Source organism: Leuconostoc mesenteroides subsp. mesenteroides ATCC 8293 (assembly GCF_000014445.1).
GTDB classification, from domain to species: domain Bacteria; phylum Bacillota; class Bacilli; order Lactobacillales; family Lactobacillaceae; genus Leuconostoc; species Leuconostoc mesenteroides.
Window position 1 is genome coordinate 1,937,578 of record NC_008531.1, and the last position, 17,946, is coordinate 1,955,523.

Annotated in this window: 19 protein-coding genes and 1 pseudogene; 2 read left to right on the plus strand and 18 right to left on the minus strand. The window is 37.8% G+C overall.

What is annotated here, in order from left to right:
* Positions 1–37: 37 nt before the first annotated feature.
* Positions 38–538, plus strand: coding sequence for an aminoacyl-tRNA deacylase (locus LEUM_RS09560; protein WP_025268551.1), 501 nt, complete (start codon positions 38–40; stop codon positions 536–538).
* Positions 531–1,073 carry a hypothetical protein gene (locus tag LEUM_RS09565; protein WP_011680500.1) on the plus strand — a complete coding sequence of 181 codons (543 nt, stop codon included), beginning with the start codon at positions 531–533 and terminating at the stop codon, positions 1,071–1,073. The genes LEUM_RS09560 and LEUM_RS09565 overlap by 8 nt, the downstream gene beginning before the upstream one ends.
* A 138-nt stretch (positions 1,074–1,211) precedes the next feature.
* Here LEUM_RS09565 and dnaB read toward each other — a convergent pair whose 3' ends face one another.
* The 18 genes and pseudogenes from dnaB to LEUM_RS09655 all read right to left on the minus strand — a co-directional run bounded on the left by dnaB (position 1,212) and on the right by LEUM_RS09655 (position 17,937).
* A complete protein-coding gene (gene dnaB, locus LEUM_RS09570; protein WP_002815498.1) occupies positions 1,212–2,675 on the minus strand; it encodes a replicative DNA helicase in 1,464 nt (487 codons plus the stop codon).
* Position 2,676: 1 nt separating this feature from the next.
* A complete protein-coding gene (gene rplI, locus LEUM_RS09575; protein ID WP_011680501.1) occupies positions 2,677–3,129 on the minus strand; it encodes a 50S ribosomal protein L9 in 453 nt (150 codons plus the stop codon).
* 16 nt (positions 3,130–3,145) lie between these two features.
* A complete protein-coding gene (locus LEUM_RS09580; protein ID WP_011680502.1) occupies positions 3,146–5,173 on the minus strand; it encodes a DHH family phosphoesterase in 2,028 nt (675 codons plus the stop codon).
* Between the two features lie 169 nt (positions 5,174–5,342).
* Positions 5,343–5,627 (minus strand): 30S ribosomal protein S18, encoded by a 285-nt coding sequence (gene rpsR, locus LEUM_RS09585; RefSeq protein WP_004911134.1) that lies wholly within the window; start codon positions 5,625–5,627, stop codon positions 5,343–5,345.
* A 32-nt stretch (positions 5,628–5,659) separates the two neighbouring features.
* Positions 5,660–6,226, minus strand: coding sequence for a single-stranded DNA-binding protein (gene ssb / locus LEUM_RS09590; RefSeq protein WP_002815494.1), 567 nt, complete (start codon positions 6,224–6,226; stop codon positions 5,660–5,662).
* A 33-nt stretch (positions 6,227–6,259) separates the two neighbouring features.
* Positions 6,260–6,556, minus strand: coding sequence for a 30S ribosomal protein S6 (rpsF, locus tag LEUM_RS09595; protein WP_011680503.1), 297 nt, complete (start codon positions 6,554–6,556; stop codon positions 6,260–6,262).
* Positions 6,557–6,813: 257 nt separating this feature from the next.
* Positions 6,814–8,244, minus strand: coding sequence for a dipeptidase PepV (gene pepV / locus LEUM_RS09600; protein ID WP_011680504.1), 1,431 nt, complete (start codon positions 8,242–8,244; stop codon positions 6,814–6,816).
* Positions 8,241–9,068, minus strand: coding sequence for an energy-coupling factor transporter transmembrane component T family protein (locus tag LEUM_RS09605; RefSeq protein ID WP_011680505.1), 828 nt, complete (start codon positions 9,066–9,068; stop codon positions 8,241–8,243). Before LEUM_RS09605 ends, pepV begins: the two co-directional genes overlap by 4 nt.
* 1 nt (position 9,069) lies before the next feature.
* Positions 9,070–10,746 carry an ABC transporter ATP-binding protein gene (locus LEUM_RS09610; RefSeq protein ID WP_011680506.1) on the minus strand — a complete coding sequence of 559 codons (1,677 nt, stop codon included), beginning with the start codon at positions 10,744–10,746 and terminating at the stop codon, positions 9,070–9,072.
* Positions 10,747–10,777: 31 nt separating this feature from the next.
* Entirely contained in the window at positions 10,778–11,341 is a 564-nt protein-coding gene (locus LEUM_RS09615; protein WP_002815489.1) for an ECF-type riboflavin transporter substrate-binding protein, read from the minus strand.
* A gap of 25 nt (positions 11,342–11,366) precedes the next feature.
* Positions 11,367–12,227 (minus strand): SAM hydrolase/SAM-dependent halogenase family protein, encoded by an 861-nt coding sequence (locus tag LEUM_RS09620; RefSeq protein ID WP_041775255.1) that lies wholly within the window; start codon positions 12,225–12,227, stop codon positions 11,367–11,369.
* A gap of 352 nt (positions 12,228–12,579) precedes the next feature.
* On the minus strand, positions 12,580–14,388 hold the full coding sequence (gene recQ, locus LEUM_RS09625; RefSeq protein WP_011680508.1) for a DNA helicase RecQ: 1,809 nt from the start codon (positions 14,386–14,388) through the stop codon (positions 12,580–12,582).
* A gap of 46 nt (positions 14,389–14,434) precedes the next feature.
* Positions 14,435–14,893 (minus strand): hypothetical protein, encoded by a 459-nt coding sequence (locus LEUM_RS09630; RefSeq protein WP_011680509.1) that lies wholly within the window; start codon positions 14,891–14,893, stop codon positions 14,435–14,437.
* Positions 14,894–15,297: 404 nt separating this feature from the next.
* Positions 15,298–15,849: a helix-turn-helix domain-containing protein gene (locus LEUM_RS09635; RefSeq protein ID WP_010280506.1), complete on the minus strand. Its 552-nt coding sequence runs from the start codon at positions 15,847–15,849 to the stop codon at positions 15,298–15,300.
* A 127-nt stretch (positions 15,850–15,976) separates the two neighbouring features.
* Positions 15,977–16,320: pseudogene (locus LEUM_RS09640) on the minus strand (site-specific integrase).
* A 12-nt stretch (positions 16,321–16,332) separates the two neighbouring features.
* Positions 16,333–17,205, minus strand: a complete 873-nt coding sequence (locus LEUM_RS09645) for a hypothetical protein (protein WP_011680510.1) — start codon at positions 17,203–17,205, stop codon at positions 16,333–16,335.
* 139 nt (positions 17,206–17,344) lie between these two features.
* Entirely contained in the window at positions 17,345–17,632 is a 288-nt protein-coding gene (locus tag LEUM_RS09650) for a bacteriocin immunity family protein (protein ID WP_010280513.1), read from the minus strand.
* Between the two features lie 104 nt (positions 17,633–17,736).
* Complete coding sequence (locus LEUM_RS09655) at positions 17,737–17,937, minus strand: helix-turn-helix transcriptional regulator (RefSeq protein WP_010280515.1); 201 nt, start codon at positions 17,935–17,937, stop codon at positions 17,737–17,739.
* Between the last annotated feature and the right edge of the window lie 9 nt (positions 17,938–17,946).

Sequence of the window (17,946 nt, forward strand, 5' to 3'; positions counted from 1 at the left end):
TGTATTGGTGGACCCAATTTGTGATAAAATATTACTTATGAGTAAAAAGAAAATGAAAAAAACGTTGCCCGAACAAGTCATGGACAAACACAAAGTGAAATATGAACCACTTGAACTAAATATCTTGGATAAAACGCCAGTTCAGCGTGATGCAATCCTGGAAACGTTTCACGTGAAACATGATGACATTTATAAAACACTCGCCGCACATGGGGATAAAACTGGGCCCATTGTAGCAGTGTTACCTATCACAAAACATCTGTCACTAAAAAAGTTAGCAGCTGCATCAGGTAATAAAAAAGTGGCCATGTTACCTCTTAAAGAATTACAAAGGACGACTGGTTATATTCACGGCGCTAATAACCCTGTTGGAATCTGGCAGAACAAGCATTTCCCTATTTATTTTGATCTCAGCGCTGCTGAGCAACCTTTCATTCTTGTCAGTGGCGGCGAGTTAAGTCGTTCAGATAAAATCAATCCGCGTGATGTTGCATCATTAGTTGGTGCCGAATTTGTAGATTTATTAGAGCATGACTGAATTTTTACTTCAATTTGCGCAAAATATTGGTTACTTTTTGATTTTACCTATCATAATTGCTTGGTCAATTAGTTTTTTGTCTAGCTTATTATCGCAGTGGCTGACAATTCAAACATCTTATACGATAACTGCTATTCTAAGTTTTTTTGGTGTGGTAATACACGAATTGAGTCATCTAATTGTTGCCATTATTTTTCGCCATCATATTACTGAGTTTCGTTTGTGGCAAATTAGTGACGATGGTGTGCTAGGTTATGTCAACCGCGAATATAATCCCAGTAGTTTTTATCAAAAACTTGGCAATATCTTTATCAGCATCGCGCCAATAGTAGGTGTAACAGCTGCTATTTGCTCACTCATAAAATTTATATGGGTACCAGGTTTATATATTAGAAACACATTCGTTATTTTAATTATCGGTAGCCTGTTACTTGGGTTTAACCTATCAGCTGCAGATTGGCAAAATTTCAGGCGTGGTATACCATTATACTTGATTGTCATTTTGTTCATCTCAACACTACAATATCTATTTTAAAAAGCACTAGTACTTGTTCTGCTGTTTAAGCGAGCATCTCATACTAGTGCTTTTTTAATTTACTGTGTATTTTACTATCTAACGTAAACTAAGATAGTTTATAAATGGATCTTATATAGTTACTTGACTGTTATCTACCTACCACCCTGGACTAACATCAGGCGCTCCAGCGTTCATATCATTCCGATATAGCGGTGCCATAGCATTAAACTTGAATGTCGGTTTATTAAACATCAAGGTAGCTGTACCACGAGCGCCGGCTCGGTTTTTTTCAAATATAATTTCAATCGGCACCGCTTCTTGTTCTTCACGCGGATCCCCGTCACCATCTTCAGAATCGCCACGTGAATAATCATCTCGATACAAAAACGCGACAACATCAGCATCTTGTTCAATCGAACCCGAATCACGTAAGTCTGACAAAACTGGGCGCTTGTCAGTACGTTGCTCCACACCTCGACTCAATTGTGCCAGTGCGATAATTGGTGTATTTAATTCTTTTGCCATTTTTTTAATCGCTCGTGAAACTTCAGAAACAGCTTGTTGACGGCTTTCAGAGTTATTGGACTCAATTAGGCCCAAATAATCAATTACGACCATACCGATTGGATGAGGATTTTGAATACGCTCTTCTTGAGTCATATCACTTAATAAATCACGTTCTAGTTGGTGTAGCTTGGCACTAATCTGGTTAATTTTAATACCAGCAGTATCATCCATGTAAATTTTCATTTGCGCCAATGATTGCATAGCAAGTGTTAACGCCTGCCAATCTTCTTGCGTCATCTGCCCTGTGGTTAAATGATTAGAATCAATTGACCCCTCACCCGCAAGCAATCGACCAACAATATCTGTCGCACTCATCTCCATTTCAAAAATAACGACAGGCACTTTTTCATTTTTGGCTACATTACGAGCGATATTCAACACGAAAGCTGTTTTGCCAACGGCTGGGCGAGCACCAAAAACAATCATCTGATCATTTCGAAAGCCATGTGTAATTTTGTCCATTTCAGGATATCCTGTTGATAAACCAACAACATCACTATCATTTTTAACCGCTTCGTCTAGATTAGCTTGATATTCCTGCAGTACATCTTTAATTTTCCTAAAGTTTTCATCACCACGATTTTCAGCAATGGTATCAATACTACGTGATAATTGCGCTAATAAATCTTCACTTGGTTCTGCAGCATCATAAGCCAACGACATTGTTCTCGTTAACGTATCAATCATTTTTCGTAAAACAGATTTTTCTCGAACAATATTTGCATAATGCTTCAAATTGGCGGATGAAGCTGTTGACTCTGATATTTCTGCCAGATAAGCCATGCCACCAACATTTTCAAGTTGATGCATACTATTCAGTTTATCTTGCACTGTCAACATATCAATTGGACGGTTTTCATCCACTAATGCCTGCATGGCTTTAAAAATAGTTTGGTTCGCTAATTTATTGAAATCCTCAGGTACCAAGATTGCACTAGCTTCAACCATCGCATTTTCTGACTTAACAGCAAAAAAGATGGATCCGAGAACTGCGCGTTCAGCATCACCATCTTGCGGCACTTGCCGATATTCATTTGATACCGGATTATCCATATTAACCCTCGCTTACATGAACACGCAACTGCGCTGTCACTTCTCGGTGTAATTTAACTGGTACATCTGTATAACCAAGTGCGTGTATTGGTTGATTGAGTTCCATTTTTCGTTTATCAATTTTGATTTGATATTGTTTTTCTAAGGCAGCCGCAATTTGTTTTGTTGAAACAGCACCGAATAAACGTCCATCTGTTCCTGATTTGCCAGTTAGCTCAACAACTGTCTTCTCGTTAGCAAAAAAATCTGCTAATTTTCTCGCTTCAGCTAGTTCCTCGGCTGCCGCTTTTTCTTCAGCCTTTTGACGCCCCTTAACTGCGCCCAAGTTTTTGCCTGTAGCCGGCTCCGCTTTCTTATTTTTAATTAGAAAATTATTGGCATACCCATCAGGTACTTCCTTAATTTCTCCTTTTTTTCCGCGACCTTTAACGTCTTCTAAAAATACTACTTTCATTTTTTAATCCCCTATGTTAATCTTCTGATTGTTCCGCAATTATATTTAATAATTGTTGTTTGGCTTCTTCGGTTGTTACATTAGCAATTTGGGTGGCTGCGTTAGATAAATGCCCGCCGCCGCCAAGGGCCTCCATTGTACGTTGAACATTACGTTCCCCAGTTGATCGAGCTGAAATACCAACCCGTCCATCCTGACGTTTAGTGATCACAAATGAGGCATACACACCGCTAATCTGCAAAAGTTCGTCCGCAGCTTGTGCAGTAAGCAAACCAGAATAGATATCCTTGTTATCACCAACAGCAATAGCATTTCCTTCATGAATCTCTGCTAAATTAACCAAATGACTTCGCGATTTGAAATCCGAAAACTTCTCTTTCATAAATGACTGAATCAAGTTGCTATCAGCTCCGTTAGCACGCAAATAGCTAGCAGCATCAAACGTACGTGATCCCGTACGCAAAGTGAAGTTTTTAGTATCAATCTGTATGCCACCTAACATCGCCGTCGATTCTAGCTTTGTAATTGGTGCATGTGACTGATCTTGATATTGCAGCAACTCAACAACTAGTTCTGATGTCGATGATGCATATGGCTCTATATAAGACATCAATGGTTTTTCATCTAAACCTTGCTCGGCTAGACGATGATGATCAATCACAACTACACGGTTGGCTAACCTCTCGAGTAACTGTGGTGCACCAGAAATACTTGCTTTGGCATGATCAACTAATACCAATAAAGTATTATCACGTACTAGCTTCAATGCTCGCGCTTCATCTACGATAGAATCATCAATATTTGATCCTGGTGCCACAAATTCTGCTGGCTTTTTGCGAAGTTCAGCTAACAGTAGCTGGATATCGCTGTACACATGTTTTTCGTCCAACACAAGAAAAGCTGGTTTATTTTTTGTCTGGGCCATACGCCAGACACCCAATCCAGAGCCAACTGCATCTAAATCCGGCATTGCATGTCCGACAATCATAATATTATCAGCCTGCTCCATTAGTTCAGCAATAGTTTGTGATACCATGCGAGCCCGGACACGGGTACGCTTTTCCATCGGATTGCTTGCACCACCATAAAAACGTGCCGCTGCCTTTTCAGATTTCACAACCACCTGATCACCACCACGACCCAAGGCCAAATCTAAGTTCGTCTGGGCCATTTTAGCAAGCTTATTAATATCTGTGTCATCATATGCTATTCCGACCGACAATGTCACAGGTGAGTTCTGTTGTACCGTTGCTTCTCGAATGTCCTTTAGGACACTGAACTTATCTTCCTCAGCTTCTTGAAGGGCTGACTGATAACCAAACATGACATAATGCAGTGTATTCAAACGGCGGATATAAATATGATGTTCGAGTGCCCAATCAGACAATGCGCGTGTCACGTATGTCCGTAAAGTAGACGTTTCGGACTCGCTCATACCATCAGTGACTTCCTCGTAGTTGTCAACCGATATTAACCCACTGAACAGCTGATGATCTTCATATTTTTTAGTAATCGCGGCATACTCACTGATATCCATCAAATAAATGACCCGTAAGTTTTGTTGAACAAATAACGAAAACTGCCTACCCTGCCAGGTGATTGTATTCGTCTCGGAAGCATCGGCATAATTATCAATCTCTAGAGCCAATTTATTATCTAGCTCCGACAATTCTAATCCAAGCACATCTCTTTTGTCTAGATATGCTTGCATATATGGATTAATCCAATCAATTTTTTTATCTTGATTAAGCAGAATAATGCCAATCGGCATTCGAATTAAAGCTTCTTGTTCACTACGTGCAATTCGATACCCCAATCCAGACAAGTACTCTTGTGCATCTTCACTAACCTCTTTGAAAGCTTGTGCACTAAATACTAATCCAATAATAACTATTGCCAACCAAATAAGTCCAAATGTTATATTAAAAAGCATAGCAAAAATAACACTCATTACACTTGATACAAGTAACAGAAATGCCACTGTACTTAGTTTAGTGTTTTGAAAGAATATTGGTAAATTTTTAAAACTAAAAAATCGTTTCACGTGCTACTTCCTTCTGATTATCATATCTTCTATTTTACCACAGGGTGTCATGATTAATATGATAATACTTCAGACAAGCCATAACATGGTGCGTTAGATACAGCTATATCCCGAATTTATACAAAATATACAAAAAAGCCTGAGGCAAACCGCCTCAGGCTTTTAGAAATTAATCTTCCGTAACGAATGGCAACAAAGCCATGATACGTGCACGCTTGATAGCAGTAGTTACCTTGCGTTGGTTTTTTGCAGAAGTACCAGTCACACGACGTGGTAAAATCTTACCACGTTCTGAGATGAAACGTTCTAATAATTCAGTGTTCTTATAGTCAATATATTCGATGTGGTTAGCAGCGATAAAATCAACCTTACGACGACGACGTGGACCGCCTTGTGGGCGACGTGAACGTTGTGGACGTTCTGAATTTTGTGGACGTGAGTTTTGTTCTGACATAATAAAGCTCCTTTCGTAGTGTTTAATTTATTTTAGAATGGTAAATCATCATCTGATATATCAATTTCTGTATTGCCACTAGCCGCAAATGGGTTAGGGGCACTATTTGACGAAGCTGATGATTGCGTATTTGAGTTTGAACTCGCACTTGCAAAAGGATCAACACCGTTAAATGAGTTGTCATTACCGCCAAACGAATGATCGTTTGATCCGCTGAAGTTGTCAGCACCATTATTAGATGCCGATGATCCGTTCTGAGAACGACGCTTTTCACTTTCAGCGCGAGATTCAAGTAATGAGAAATTATCAACAACAACTTCCGTCACGTAAACGCGTTGGCCAGCATTATTTTCATAATTTCTTGTTTGCAAACGACCTTCAACGGCCACAAGTGCACCTTTTCCAGTGAAGTTTGCAAAGTTTTCAGCTGCTTTTCGCCAAATAACGGCGTTAATAAAGTCAGCTTCACGTTCACCACTTGCGTTGGTGAACTGACGGTTAACCGCCAAGCTAAACGTACCGACTGCTACACCTGATTGTGTGTAACGTAATTCAACATCACGGGTCAATCGCCCAATTAATACTACTCGATTAATCATAATTAACGCTCCTTTCCCAGTGAAAATTCAAATTTATTCTGCGTCGCGCTTAACAATCATGTGACGTAAGATGTCTTGAGAAATCTTTGCCAAACGATCAAATTCATTGATAGCCTTATCGTCTTCTGCAGTAAAATTGATAATGTGGTATGTACCTTCACGGTAACCAGCAATTTCGTATGCAAAACGACGAGTAGCCCAGTCGGCTGACTTTTGAATTGTTGCACCATTATCTGTCAAGATTGCATCAAAGCGCTCAACAAGAGTCTTCTTAGCATCCGCATCCAAATCAGGGCGAACAATATAAGTCATTTCGTATGATGTAGCCATTTTATTTCCTCCTTTTGGTCTCTGGCAGCCTTGGCTGCAAGGAGTGATCGCACAAATTGTGCATTCACAACTACTAATTGTACTACAATATAGCCTTACTTTTCAAGTGTTTATCAGAATTATTTCCACTGGTAACTTATAATACGATTTTTTTGTCTGTCTTACTTATATAGATATGCTGTCGAATTACATTAACTACCTATCTGCTTATGCAAAAAAAGCCCGCATTGTTAAGTTTGCGAACTCATTTATCTTCGTTATCGAGTCATTTCATACATTACTTGCGCGAAGATAGCTTGTGTCTTAGGGATGTTATCTACCAATACATATTCGTTTGGCTGATGACTCATGACTGGTACATCAGGAAATTGCCCACCAAAAGCTACACCACGTTTCAATAAGCGTGCATACGAGCCGCCATTAGAAATTTTATATGTCTTTTGCGTATGCGTGTGCTGAGCATAAATATCCGCAAGTACTGTCACAATTGGATCACTTAGGTCTACCATGTGCGGATGTGTACCAAAAGCTTCCTGCTTAAATATTTTGGCGTTCAAGCTCCCCATATGTCGCTGAACTTGTGTCAAAATAGCAGTTTCCGTTATGCCCATTGGATAACGGAAATTGATCCGAATCTCACTATCAGCATTAGCTTGGAATAAAATCTTACCCACATTTACTGTTAAGTCACCCATAATATCATCATGATAAATCAATCCGAGCTTTTCACCGAAAACGTTTTTATGATTTGTCAAACCAAGAAACTCTAAGAATCCATGCGCTTGATCATCGAAATTATAGTTTAATAAAAAATTAGCCAAATACGTTGCCGCATTCAAACCATCTTCTGGGTAAGCGCCATGAACAGATTTCCCATACAGTGTTAATATAATATGACCATCATCATATTGACCTATACCCGAAATCATTAGTGTATCTTTGAGATAACGCTCATACGCAGCTAAAAACCCATTGATATCCACACCATCAGGCAGCTCAACATCAGCAGTTGCAGTCCCTGGTACAACATTATCTCGTTCCCCAGACTGAAATCGATGTAGTTTCCACTCACCCAATGTTGTGCCTTTAAACTGAATTGATAAGGTTAGAACACCTTTTTCACCAGGAACAACCGGGAAGGCTCCGTCAGGTGAAAAACCAAACGTCGGTTCACCTACTTGATCCAAATAGGCCCGCATATCACGCCAATCAGATTCTTCATCACTACCAAAAATCAAACGTATTTTTTTTCGTGGTTGAAAACCAGCATCTTTTAATTGCTTCAAAGCGTAATAACTAGCTATTAAATCAGCTTTCATATCGTGTGAACCACGTCCATACAAGCGATTGCCTATAACTTTAGGGCTAAATGGCAACGTTATCGTCCATGCATCCCCACCAGGAACAACATCAACGTGTGACAAGACCCCAAAGGTTTCCGTTGCATCCTCTGGTCCATAGTCAATAACAACAACCATATTATCCGCGACACGCTCAACTTTAAACCCGTCACGTCTGCCCATATCAACTAGAAATTGTAGTGCTGTTTCAATACCTGCTCCAAAAGGTTGTTGAACATTAGCTGTTGTTTTATCTAACACAGATGGTATTGATAAAAACTGTAACAAGTCAGTCAATAATTCTGATTTGTACAATTGCGACTTTTGTTGCCACTGTTCAGCTGTCATTTGAAAGGATTCCACATCCGACCTCCATTAGTTATAAATAGCAAGACGCCAATCACGACAATCAATGTCGACCATAGAATCATAGCCACATCACGCATGGAAAAACGTTGTTCTTGATACCATGACCGTTTATTATAGCGCCCAAATCGACGCAATTCCATAGCTTGACTAATCGTATCAATCCGACCTAAACTTGAAAATACTAATGGTAGAATAATTTGTACAGTCCCCTTCATCCGTTGGATTAAACTAGATTTTTTTGATATTTCGTAGCCACGTGCCTGTTGGGCCAAACTAATCGTTCGATAATCACTCTGTACATCAGGAATATAGCGCAAGGTAATTGCAACGGCATACGCTACTTTGTAGGGTACGCCAATTTTATTTAACCCAGCAGCAAACTCACTAGGATTAGTGGTGAAAAGCAATACAATTGACAGCGGGAATGAGAATAAATACTTTAGTAGAAGATTAAATTCGTAAAACAACTGTTCTTGCGTAATTGTAAACCAACCGCTACCAAACATCACATGTTTCGTACCATATAATTGTTCACCATATTGAGGGGCCAAAACGGTAATCATCACAAGGTTAATCAAACCAATGAATAATACCAACTTTAAAAGTAGCGCGTATTCCTGATATTTAATATGAGCCATTTTAATTAAAACAAATGACAATATTGTTAAAGCAATTAAAAAACGCGTATCATAAGAAATCATGCCAATCGTTGTTAATGCTAAAAAGCCAACTAATTTGGCGGTACCCGTAGCATGATTAATCCAAGTATTTCTTGCTTTATATCCGAAAAGTGAGTTATCCATCTTATTTCCTTATAGCTGCATTTAATTCTTCTGGATGCACAATGCTAAGACGCTGGGCTAAACGATAAATACTGGTAGTTCGCAAACTAGCAGCGTCAACTAATGCTTCATTTGCAAGTAACTCCGCTGGTGTTGTATCCGCCAATATTTGCCCATCAACAACAACCAGAGCCCGTTGAACAAAGTTTGCTAATAAATGCATATCATGAGTAATGATTATAATAGTCGTATGGTTCGTAATGTTAATATTCTGTAAGAAACTGAGTAACTGAGACGTGTGCGTTGCATCTTGTCCAGCTGTTGGTTCATCTAATATTAGAATTTCTGGTTTCAAAACCAAAACAGCCGCAATTGTAAGCCGTTTCTTTTGCCCAAAGCTTAATGCAGAAATGGGCCAATTACGCATACCATCAAGATCGACAAGTTGTAACATTTCACGCACACGTTCCGTTACTTGTTCTTCATCAATGTTACGCAATCGCAGCCCACTGGCAACTTCATCAAATACTGTTGCTTTCGTAATCATATGATTAGGATTCTGCAAAACATAGCCTATGTGGTCGGCCCGTTCTTTAATAGAATCGCTTAGCAGCGAACGTCCATCTAATTGAATATCTCCCCCACTGGGTGTCAAAAAGCCAGTTAATAGGTGGGACAAAGTTGTTTTACCTGATCCATTTTTGCCCACAATACCAAGAATTTCACCTTCATGAATTGATGTCGACAAATTTTCAAACAATGGTTCTTGCTGGTCGTACGCAAAGGTCAAATTTTGGACCAACAACTGCTTGTCATCATGAGTGACTGTCTGCACTGGTTCTGCCAAAGTTTCAATTTGGTCCCTAAAGTTTGAAACGTCCACTTTTTCAACATCTGCTACGTGAGGTATTTTATTCACTGGAACGCCTGCTCGGCGTAATAGTTGTATGTATAGTGGTTCGTCTAAGCCATTTGCAGACAACACGCCTGCTTGGATAATGGCAGTAGGCGTGTCATTAGCGACAATTCTACCATGTGCCATGACAATTACACGATCAACATGAGCACGTAACACATCTTCTATCCGATGTTCAATCACAACCACTGTCATATTACGTTCTTGTTGAAGTTCATCAATCAGTGCCATTGCAGCCGCACCAGCAGCTGGATCAAGACTAGCCAATGGTTCGTCAAATAACAATAGATCCCCTTCATCAACCAAAACACCTGCCATAGCAGTACGTTGTTTTTGGCCACCAGACAATGATTGCGGTGCCAACGTCAAACGTTTTCCTAACCCAAATCGATTGGCCCATTTAGCGACTTTTTCTCTGACAATTTTTATCGGCTGATTATCATTTTCAAGAGAAAAAGCTATATCTTCGGCGACCGTCATGCCCACAAATTGCGCATCAGAATCCTGAAGAACAGTACCAGCTTGCAAAGATAGGTCAAACAACGACTGATTTAGGATCTTTTTACCATTAATTGTCAGTTCACCAGTAATATCCCCTTGATAGGCTTGCGGAATTAAACCATTCAGTAAACGCAGTAATGTTGTTTTACCCGAACCAGATGCACCGGCTATTAAAACTTTTTCACCAGGATAAATTTGAAAACTCACATCATGTAACGTCGGTTCAGATTGCGCGTGATATTTAAATGTCACATGTTGAAAATCAATAAATGGTTCTACCATGTTTTCCCCTATGTACGTAACCCGTGGCTACTTATTCACTACGCAATGAGCTCTTCTTAGGACGTGACTTGACATAGGCCACTAGTAAAATAGAGCCAATAATAGCGACAGACAAAATGTTAACAATTGTTGCCGCTGCGCCCTGTAAGAATACCTTACTAGCTGGCTGTTTGTATATTAATATATCGCCGATTGGCGCAACAATCAACCATGCAATAACGTTAGCAATTATTTGCCAAACATTAAACTGAACTAACTTTTTTGTTGAAAGATCCCCGCCCTCGAGGTCCAAGAATCTTTTACTCAAACCAAGTAATAGTCCAAACACACCATCAGCTAAGACCCATGACCACCAAGGGGCACCATAAGTCGCGTCAGTAATTGTGTGTCCAATAACACCAACTAAAAAGCCAACAACTGGACCAAATAAACCAGCAATCAATGCTAACCAGCCTTCAGCGACGTTAACATTAGTATTTGGCACACCAGTTGGAATAGCAATGTACTTCATTAAAATGAAAAACACAGCAGCGCCGATACCAGTTGCAACGACTGAACGCACCGATAATCCTGTTTTTTTGTTATTTTCTTTCATTTTTCTCTCCTTTTCTTTGAGACTATCATATTTCTTTGGTTAATGAAACAGCCCATCCTTGGCCAGCACCCACATGGTACGTTTGTTCAAAACTACCAGTATGCAAACCAAACGCAACTGTATACACTGAATCAATATAAATTAACGGTTCGCCAGGATTGACATCGGTAAATGTGTGCACATATGGTAGCACCTCATCAAATAACAAACTACCATCACATTTAATTTGAACACGCAGGGTATCACCATATTGCAAATTCATCTTTTCAAATTCGCGTAGGGGAATATTTGACCACAACGAACCAAAATTGACATCAGTGATATCAATATTACCCACTAATTGTGGTTGCCCATAAACCGTTTCTTGATAAACACCAGGTGTAATTGGTAAACGTACCAAATCGCTAACTGATAGTTCTTCTGTGTAGTCTTCAAATACTACTTGTCCACTAGCTAATTTAGCCCCATTATAAGCATAAATATCACGCCCATGAAATGTTGATGATTTTTCTGAACCGGGAAGGCGTTGTGTTGTTTCATCAATCACACGTACACTTTTGATTAAATCATTAGATAATAGATGCGATAAAGTGCCGTTATCTGGTGTCACAATATAGTGGCCAGCTGTCGTCTTGGCAATTACTGACAAACGTTTTGAGCCAACCCCAGGGTCGACAACAGATACAAAAACTGTGCCCGGTTGCCAATAGTCAAAAGTTTGAAACAAGCGAAACGACCCTTCAAAGATATTAAATGGCGTGATACCATGTGTTAAATCACTAACAACAATGTTATCGGCAACATTGTAGGCAACACCTCTCATGGAGCTTACCGCACCATCCTGTAATCCAAAATCTGTTTGTAACACTAAATGATTGTTTGTCATTTTCAATTCCTCGGTCATCTTATTAATGGCTTTCTAGTAGGTTATAAAAATCGTAAGAAATACAAAAAATCCCTGTTAATCATACAGATTAACAGGGACGTAAAAAACGTGGTACCACCCAGATTTAGCATAATACATGCTCTCATACTGTAACGGCGCTAACCGACCGCGAAACTTAACAACTTAAATCTCACGATATCATCCACGTTCATCTTCAATAAACTGCTTCATGTCAGCTTCCACTATCCTGACTCGCTTGAATTTCCGCTCGTTATCTACTCTTCGCTTCAACGATTTTAATATCCTAATAATACCTTAAGATAATTATGAATATTTGTCAATACGTTTATGATTAAACTACAATAAAATCATTAATAACCTTTGCAAAATCATTATGATAAATTTCAAACTTCTTTTCACCCACACCAGAGATCGCTAAGAACTCTGTATCAGTTTGCGGACGCGCCTGTGCCATACTCATTAACGTTTTGTCTGAGAATATTAAGAAAGGTGGCAAACCAGCTGCCCGAGCTAATTCTAAACGTTTTTCCTTTAACTTTGCAAACAGACGATTATCTTCGTCGGAAAGTTTCAAATCATCAGTAGTCACTTTCTGACTGACAATACGTACCTTCTCAAGACGTTTTTTAATCTCAATTTCACCTTTTAATACTTCGGCACCTAACGATGTTACTTTTAACACGGGAAACTCTGCTCCCTCGAAACGTAAATATCCTTCAGCCGTTAAGTAGTCAATAAAGCGCGTCAGCTCTTTTAGCGTTCGCTCTTTCATCAAACCAAACGTTGGTAAATCATGTAAAAACTCATACTTACGCACACTAGCATCATTTGATCCTTTTAAAACCTTAGCGACCATCGTTTTACCAAAGCGTTGATTCATACGCATCACATTAGCCAGCACTTTTTGCGCATCTACCGTAACATCAACCCACTCGCGCGTATCCAAACAATTCGAGCAATGACCACAATCTTCTGTCACCGTTTCACCGAAGTATTGCAATAAATACCGTGCTAAGCAAGTTTGCGTATTAGCAAAAGCGTTCATTTCTCGAATTTTGTCATATTCATTTTGCTTGTGTTCTTCTGAACCTTCTGACTTTTGAACAAAGAATTCTTGCAGATGCATATCCTGTGGTGCATATAATAATATAGCTTCGGCGGGTAACCCATCACGACCCGCACGGCCAATTTCCTGATAATATGCCTCAATGTTTCCCGGGACGGAGTAATGGATTACGTAGCGCACATTTGGTTTATTAATACCCATCCCAAAAGCGTTTGTAGCCACAATAACTGGATTTTCATCATATAGAAACGCTTCTTGCTGTCTTTGACGTTCCTTTTCAGATAATCCAGCATGGTAACGACCTGCATTAATGCCTATTTTATTCAAATAAGTGGTCAGTTCATCAACTTGCTTACGTGTTGCTGCATAAATAATACCAGTTTGTTCACGATTTTTTTGTAAATATTCAACCACATACTTTCGTTTGTCCTGATTATGTACAATATTCAAAGCCAGATTATCTCGCGCAAAGCCGGTCAAGACCGTATCATCATCGTCTACTTGTAACAATTGTTGTAGGTTTTCACGAACACGCTCTGTTGCGGTGGCCGTCAAACCAAGAACTGCTGGATGTCCAGAAATTTGTTCCAACAAAGGTAGAATATTCAGATAACTCGGACGAAAGTCATGTCCCCATTGTGATAAAACGTGGGCTTCGTCAACAGCAATTAACTCAATATTGAGACTTTGAACAAAACTAAAAAAGCTAGGGACCTCTAGTCGTTCAGGCGCAACATACAACATTTTGTAAAGCCCATGTCTTAGGTCCGACATGCGTTGTGCTTGTTCTTGCCCATCAACTGTCGAATTCAAGAACGTCGCAGGAATGCCCATGGTGTTCAACCCGTCAACTTGGTCTTTCATTAACGAAATTAATGGGGAAATGACTAAGGTAATGCCTTCAAACATCATTGCTGGTAGCTGATAGGTAATTGATTTTCCACCACCAGTTGGCATAATAGCTAAAGCATGTTTATGTGCGAGTACTTTATTAATAACATCTAGCTGACCAGCTCGAAAGTTATCGTACCCAAATTTTTCTTTTAAAATTGTTTGTGGATTCGCAGTTTGCATATTTTCTATTATAGCATGTGCCCTCTAACTAAAAAGCAGACGACGATTAGTTGTCATCTGCTCCCATTGGATTTAATTGAAACTTTATTGGCGTTATACGTCTTAGCAACCAGTTCATAATTGCTAAAATGCCTGACACAAGCGTTAACAACCAAAATTGCTTTACTTGAAAATTAGTAAACAACTGTAATAGAACAAAACCAATTGTAAACCAGCCAAAGTACGCAGCCATCGTATTGCCACCAATTCGCAATACTTTATCTAACAAGTTTTCCGATTCATTCTGAAAAAACTTAACATGTAACCAATCGAAAAAAAGCATGATAAATACAAAACTAACCAGATCCATAGAAACAAACTTCAATATCGTTATATAATCTCGCATGGGATTAAAACGTGTTGATCCTTGATATAACAACAAACCATATGTCATCATAATATCCGAACCAAATATGAATAATAACCAACTAATTGGCTTAGTTCGTACCATATCCCGAATTAACATATATCCCCCAAGAATTGATTCAACATCATGATTATCTTAAATTATTATATCATTTATCGGGTTCTTTAAATGGTTCCGGAACAAAACAAAAGATTATTTTTGATTGCATAGGGTGTTTCTTTGACCCCTAGTAACAGATTATGAGACAACCGCAATTGTTTTAAACTACTCGAAAATAACATGACATACCTCTGAACTTATTTTTACTAGTATGAATGAAAGAATAGACGTTCATCAAGCACTTTAACTAGAAGTAGTATCGTGTTATTCGAGATATATTGATTTTGATGACTTTACGTAGATTATACAAAGAAGAAAATACCTAATATGATTTACTTAGTATTTGCTTTTTATAATGCTGACTATAGTGAGTTACTAGTATTATTCACTTTTCCCCCTGTTATTTAATTAACACCAGATCCGACAAAGCCTCTAATCAGACCGTCTACAATGTCCATTACTGGCATAATAGCATACAAAAATAGAAGAAAGCCGATGGCAATGATGATCTTTTTATTTAAAATGCTAATCAATGAATGCCAGTTAATTTTTGTCAGAATGTAGATAATTAGAATAAACATTGGAATAGATAAATAACCAGATAGGTTAGATTCAATTAAAATCATATTCGATGAATAGAACAGTTTTAAAAATAAATAACCGATAGTTCCAACTATAATTGCACTGATTAAGCTTATCGTAACAATACGATAAAATTTGCGTTCCTGTTGATTTTCTCTTAATTTTCCGACCATCGTTTCGTCTCCTAAAAACAAATCATCTAACGATATGTTTAAGTACTTAGATATTAAAATAATATTTTCAATATCTGGCAATGTTTTACCGGTCTCCCAATTAGATATGGTTTTATTGGATACTAATAACTTATTAGCCAACTCCATTTGTGTTAAAGACATTTTTTGTCTTTTTTCCTTTATCAAATTATGAAATATCATGACTTTCCTCCTGGTCCTTGTTATGACATTAAACATAATACCCTGTCGCTATTTTAGCAATAGAAAGTCCTTACCAATCCTTATAATATTAGGTTTCATCATGTTATTGAGAATTAACAAAATTACTTTAATCTAAAATTATTTCACGACTTGCTTGATTCAAACCTAAATAAGTTAAAGTCATCGCTTCACTATAATGGTTTAATAATTGCATGACAAGTCCGATATTATAGTTAGACTGCATGTAGACACGATAAATACCAATTTTTTTGATTGTAGGTAAACGTATTTTTCTTAATCGTGACATCTGCGTTAAACACATTAGCCTTCTTTTATCATAACATCACTCACCCGTAGCAAGGTTGCTTCCCCAACTTGAAATACGGTGTAGTTACGACATCCAGCACGAAAACTATCAAATAAGGTATTTTTAATCATTTTCAAGACATTAGAATCTTTTATGGAGTACATTTTGTTGCATATTTATTTAACCTCAATAATAGGGATATCCTTGCTTGGCTTACTCTTTTCAAGGAATGACCAATTACTATTACCATAATATTTAAATGTAAATTCTTTAATCTGAAAACTATTTTGATCTTTCGACTTATCACTGATATCTCTCAGAAAGTTAAAATATAAATGCCTCTTATTTTCATTTTCCGATAGATCTAAGAACTCAATTTTTTGTTTAAACCCAGGAGTTGTTAGGGTATTGTGCGTCTTAAATACTTCAAATGATACTAATAATTCTTCTACAATTTGACGCATAGCAGAATATAGGGGATTACCGTTAGGATAATTCCCGTTTTGATCATAGAAACCGAGTAATTGTGACTTTTTAAAATCGTCAATAGGATCTTTTTTTTCATCTACATGTGATCCACCATCTTTATTAGCTATGAATAATACAATATCTCTACGAGAAATATATTCTGATTGTTGTGCAAACACAATTTGTTGCCACCACAGTTCCACAGGACAAAAAACTTCTGAAAGAATCTTATCAGAGCTGTCTCGACGATTATTAAATACTTCCTTACTTCCTAACGGCATGTAAGAAGCACCTTCCGCCCCAATTGACATCATCAACAGATCCCAAGAAGGCAATAAATTATTGGGAGAAAAGCTACTGTTAGGTGAATGCCAAGCTTTAAATTTATTTATTAAATCTAGTTGATTTAGTAAAGAGTTTGAATTGTAGGTTTGATGTATTAGAACGCGAACCTGTGTAGCCATTGGTAGCGCCATATCAGTTACACCAGAGTCAAACATTTTTGCATAGTGACGAAGTAAGTCTAGCTGAACGTCTAGTTTATTATTTTTTTCCTGTATTGATAGTTTTTGTTTAGACATATAAGCCCTCCACTTCGAGGATTATTATATCATTTAACTAAAAAACAACCCCTATACTCAACAATCAGAGTATAGGGGTTGTTTTAACGGGTTTTTCGAGGGGTTATTTTTTTGAATAGCCCCTAAATTTGGTATAAACTTAGTGGTTACCAAAATTCATACCAAAGCCATAACCAAGACCTTGATATTTGTCAGCAAATTCTTGGCTTATTATCTGTAAATAAAACGGGGACAAAGGTTTAGAAAGACTATTTTTCATGGCTAATGGTGTTAAGTCTGTTTTTAAATCAGCAATTATTTTAGGTAGATATTGATTATTTTCCAAACTTAATTTTGCTACTATCAGAGCTTCCCGTTCTGTTTGGTTAATGCTTTCGTCCAAAATTAGATCCGTAATTTGGTTTAACAAATCGATTTCATCATTCATAGTTCAGTTCCCCCTAAAATGTTTACATACTATCTCTTTATTTTGGTAATGCTGATTATGTTAAGTCTTTAAAAATAATTAAGTTGTATTTATAAAAACACAACTTAATCATTTTTTTCGTAAATAAATAATTTATCTACGGTAGAATTAAGTTCTTTCGCTAACTTAAAAGCCAAAATTAAAGTTGGGTCATACTTATTATTCTCAATCGCATTAATTGTTTGTCTAGAAACTTCACAATTATTTGCCAATTCTTCTTGAGATAAATACTTTTTTTTTCGTAACTGATTAATTAAATTTTCCAAAATAACCGC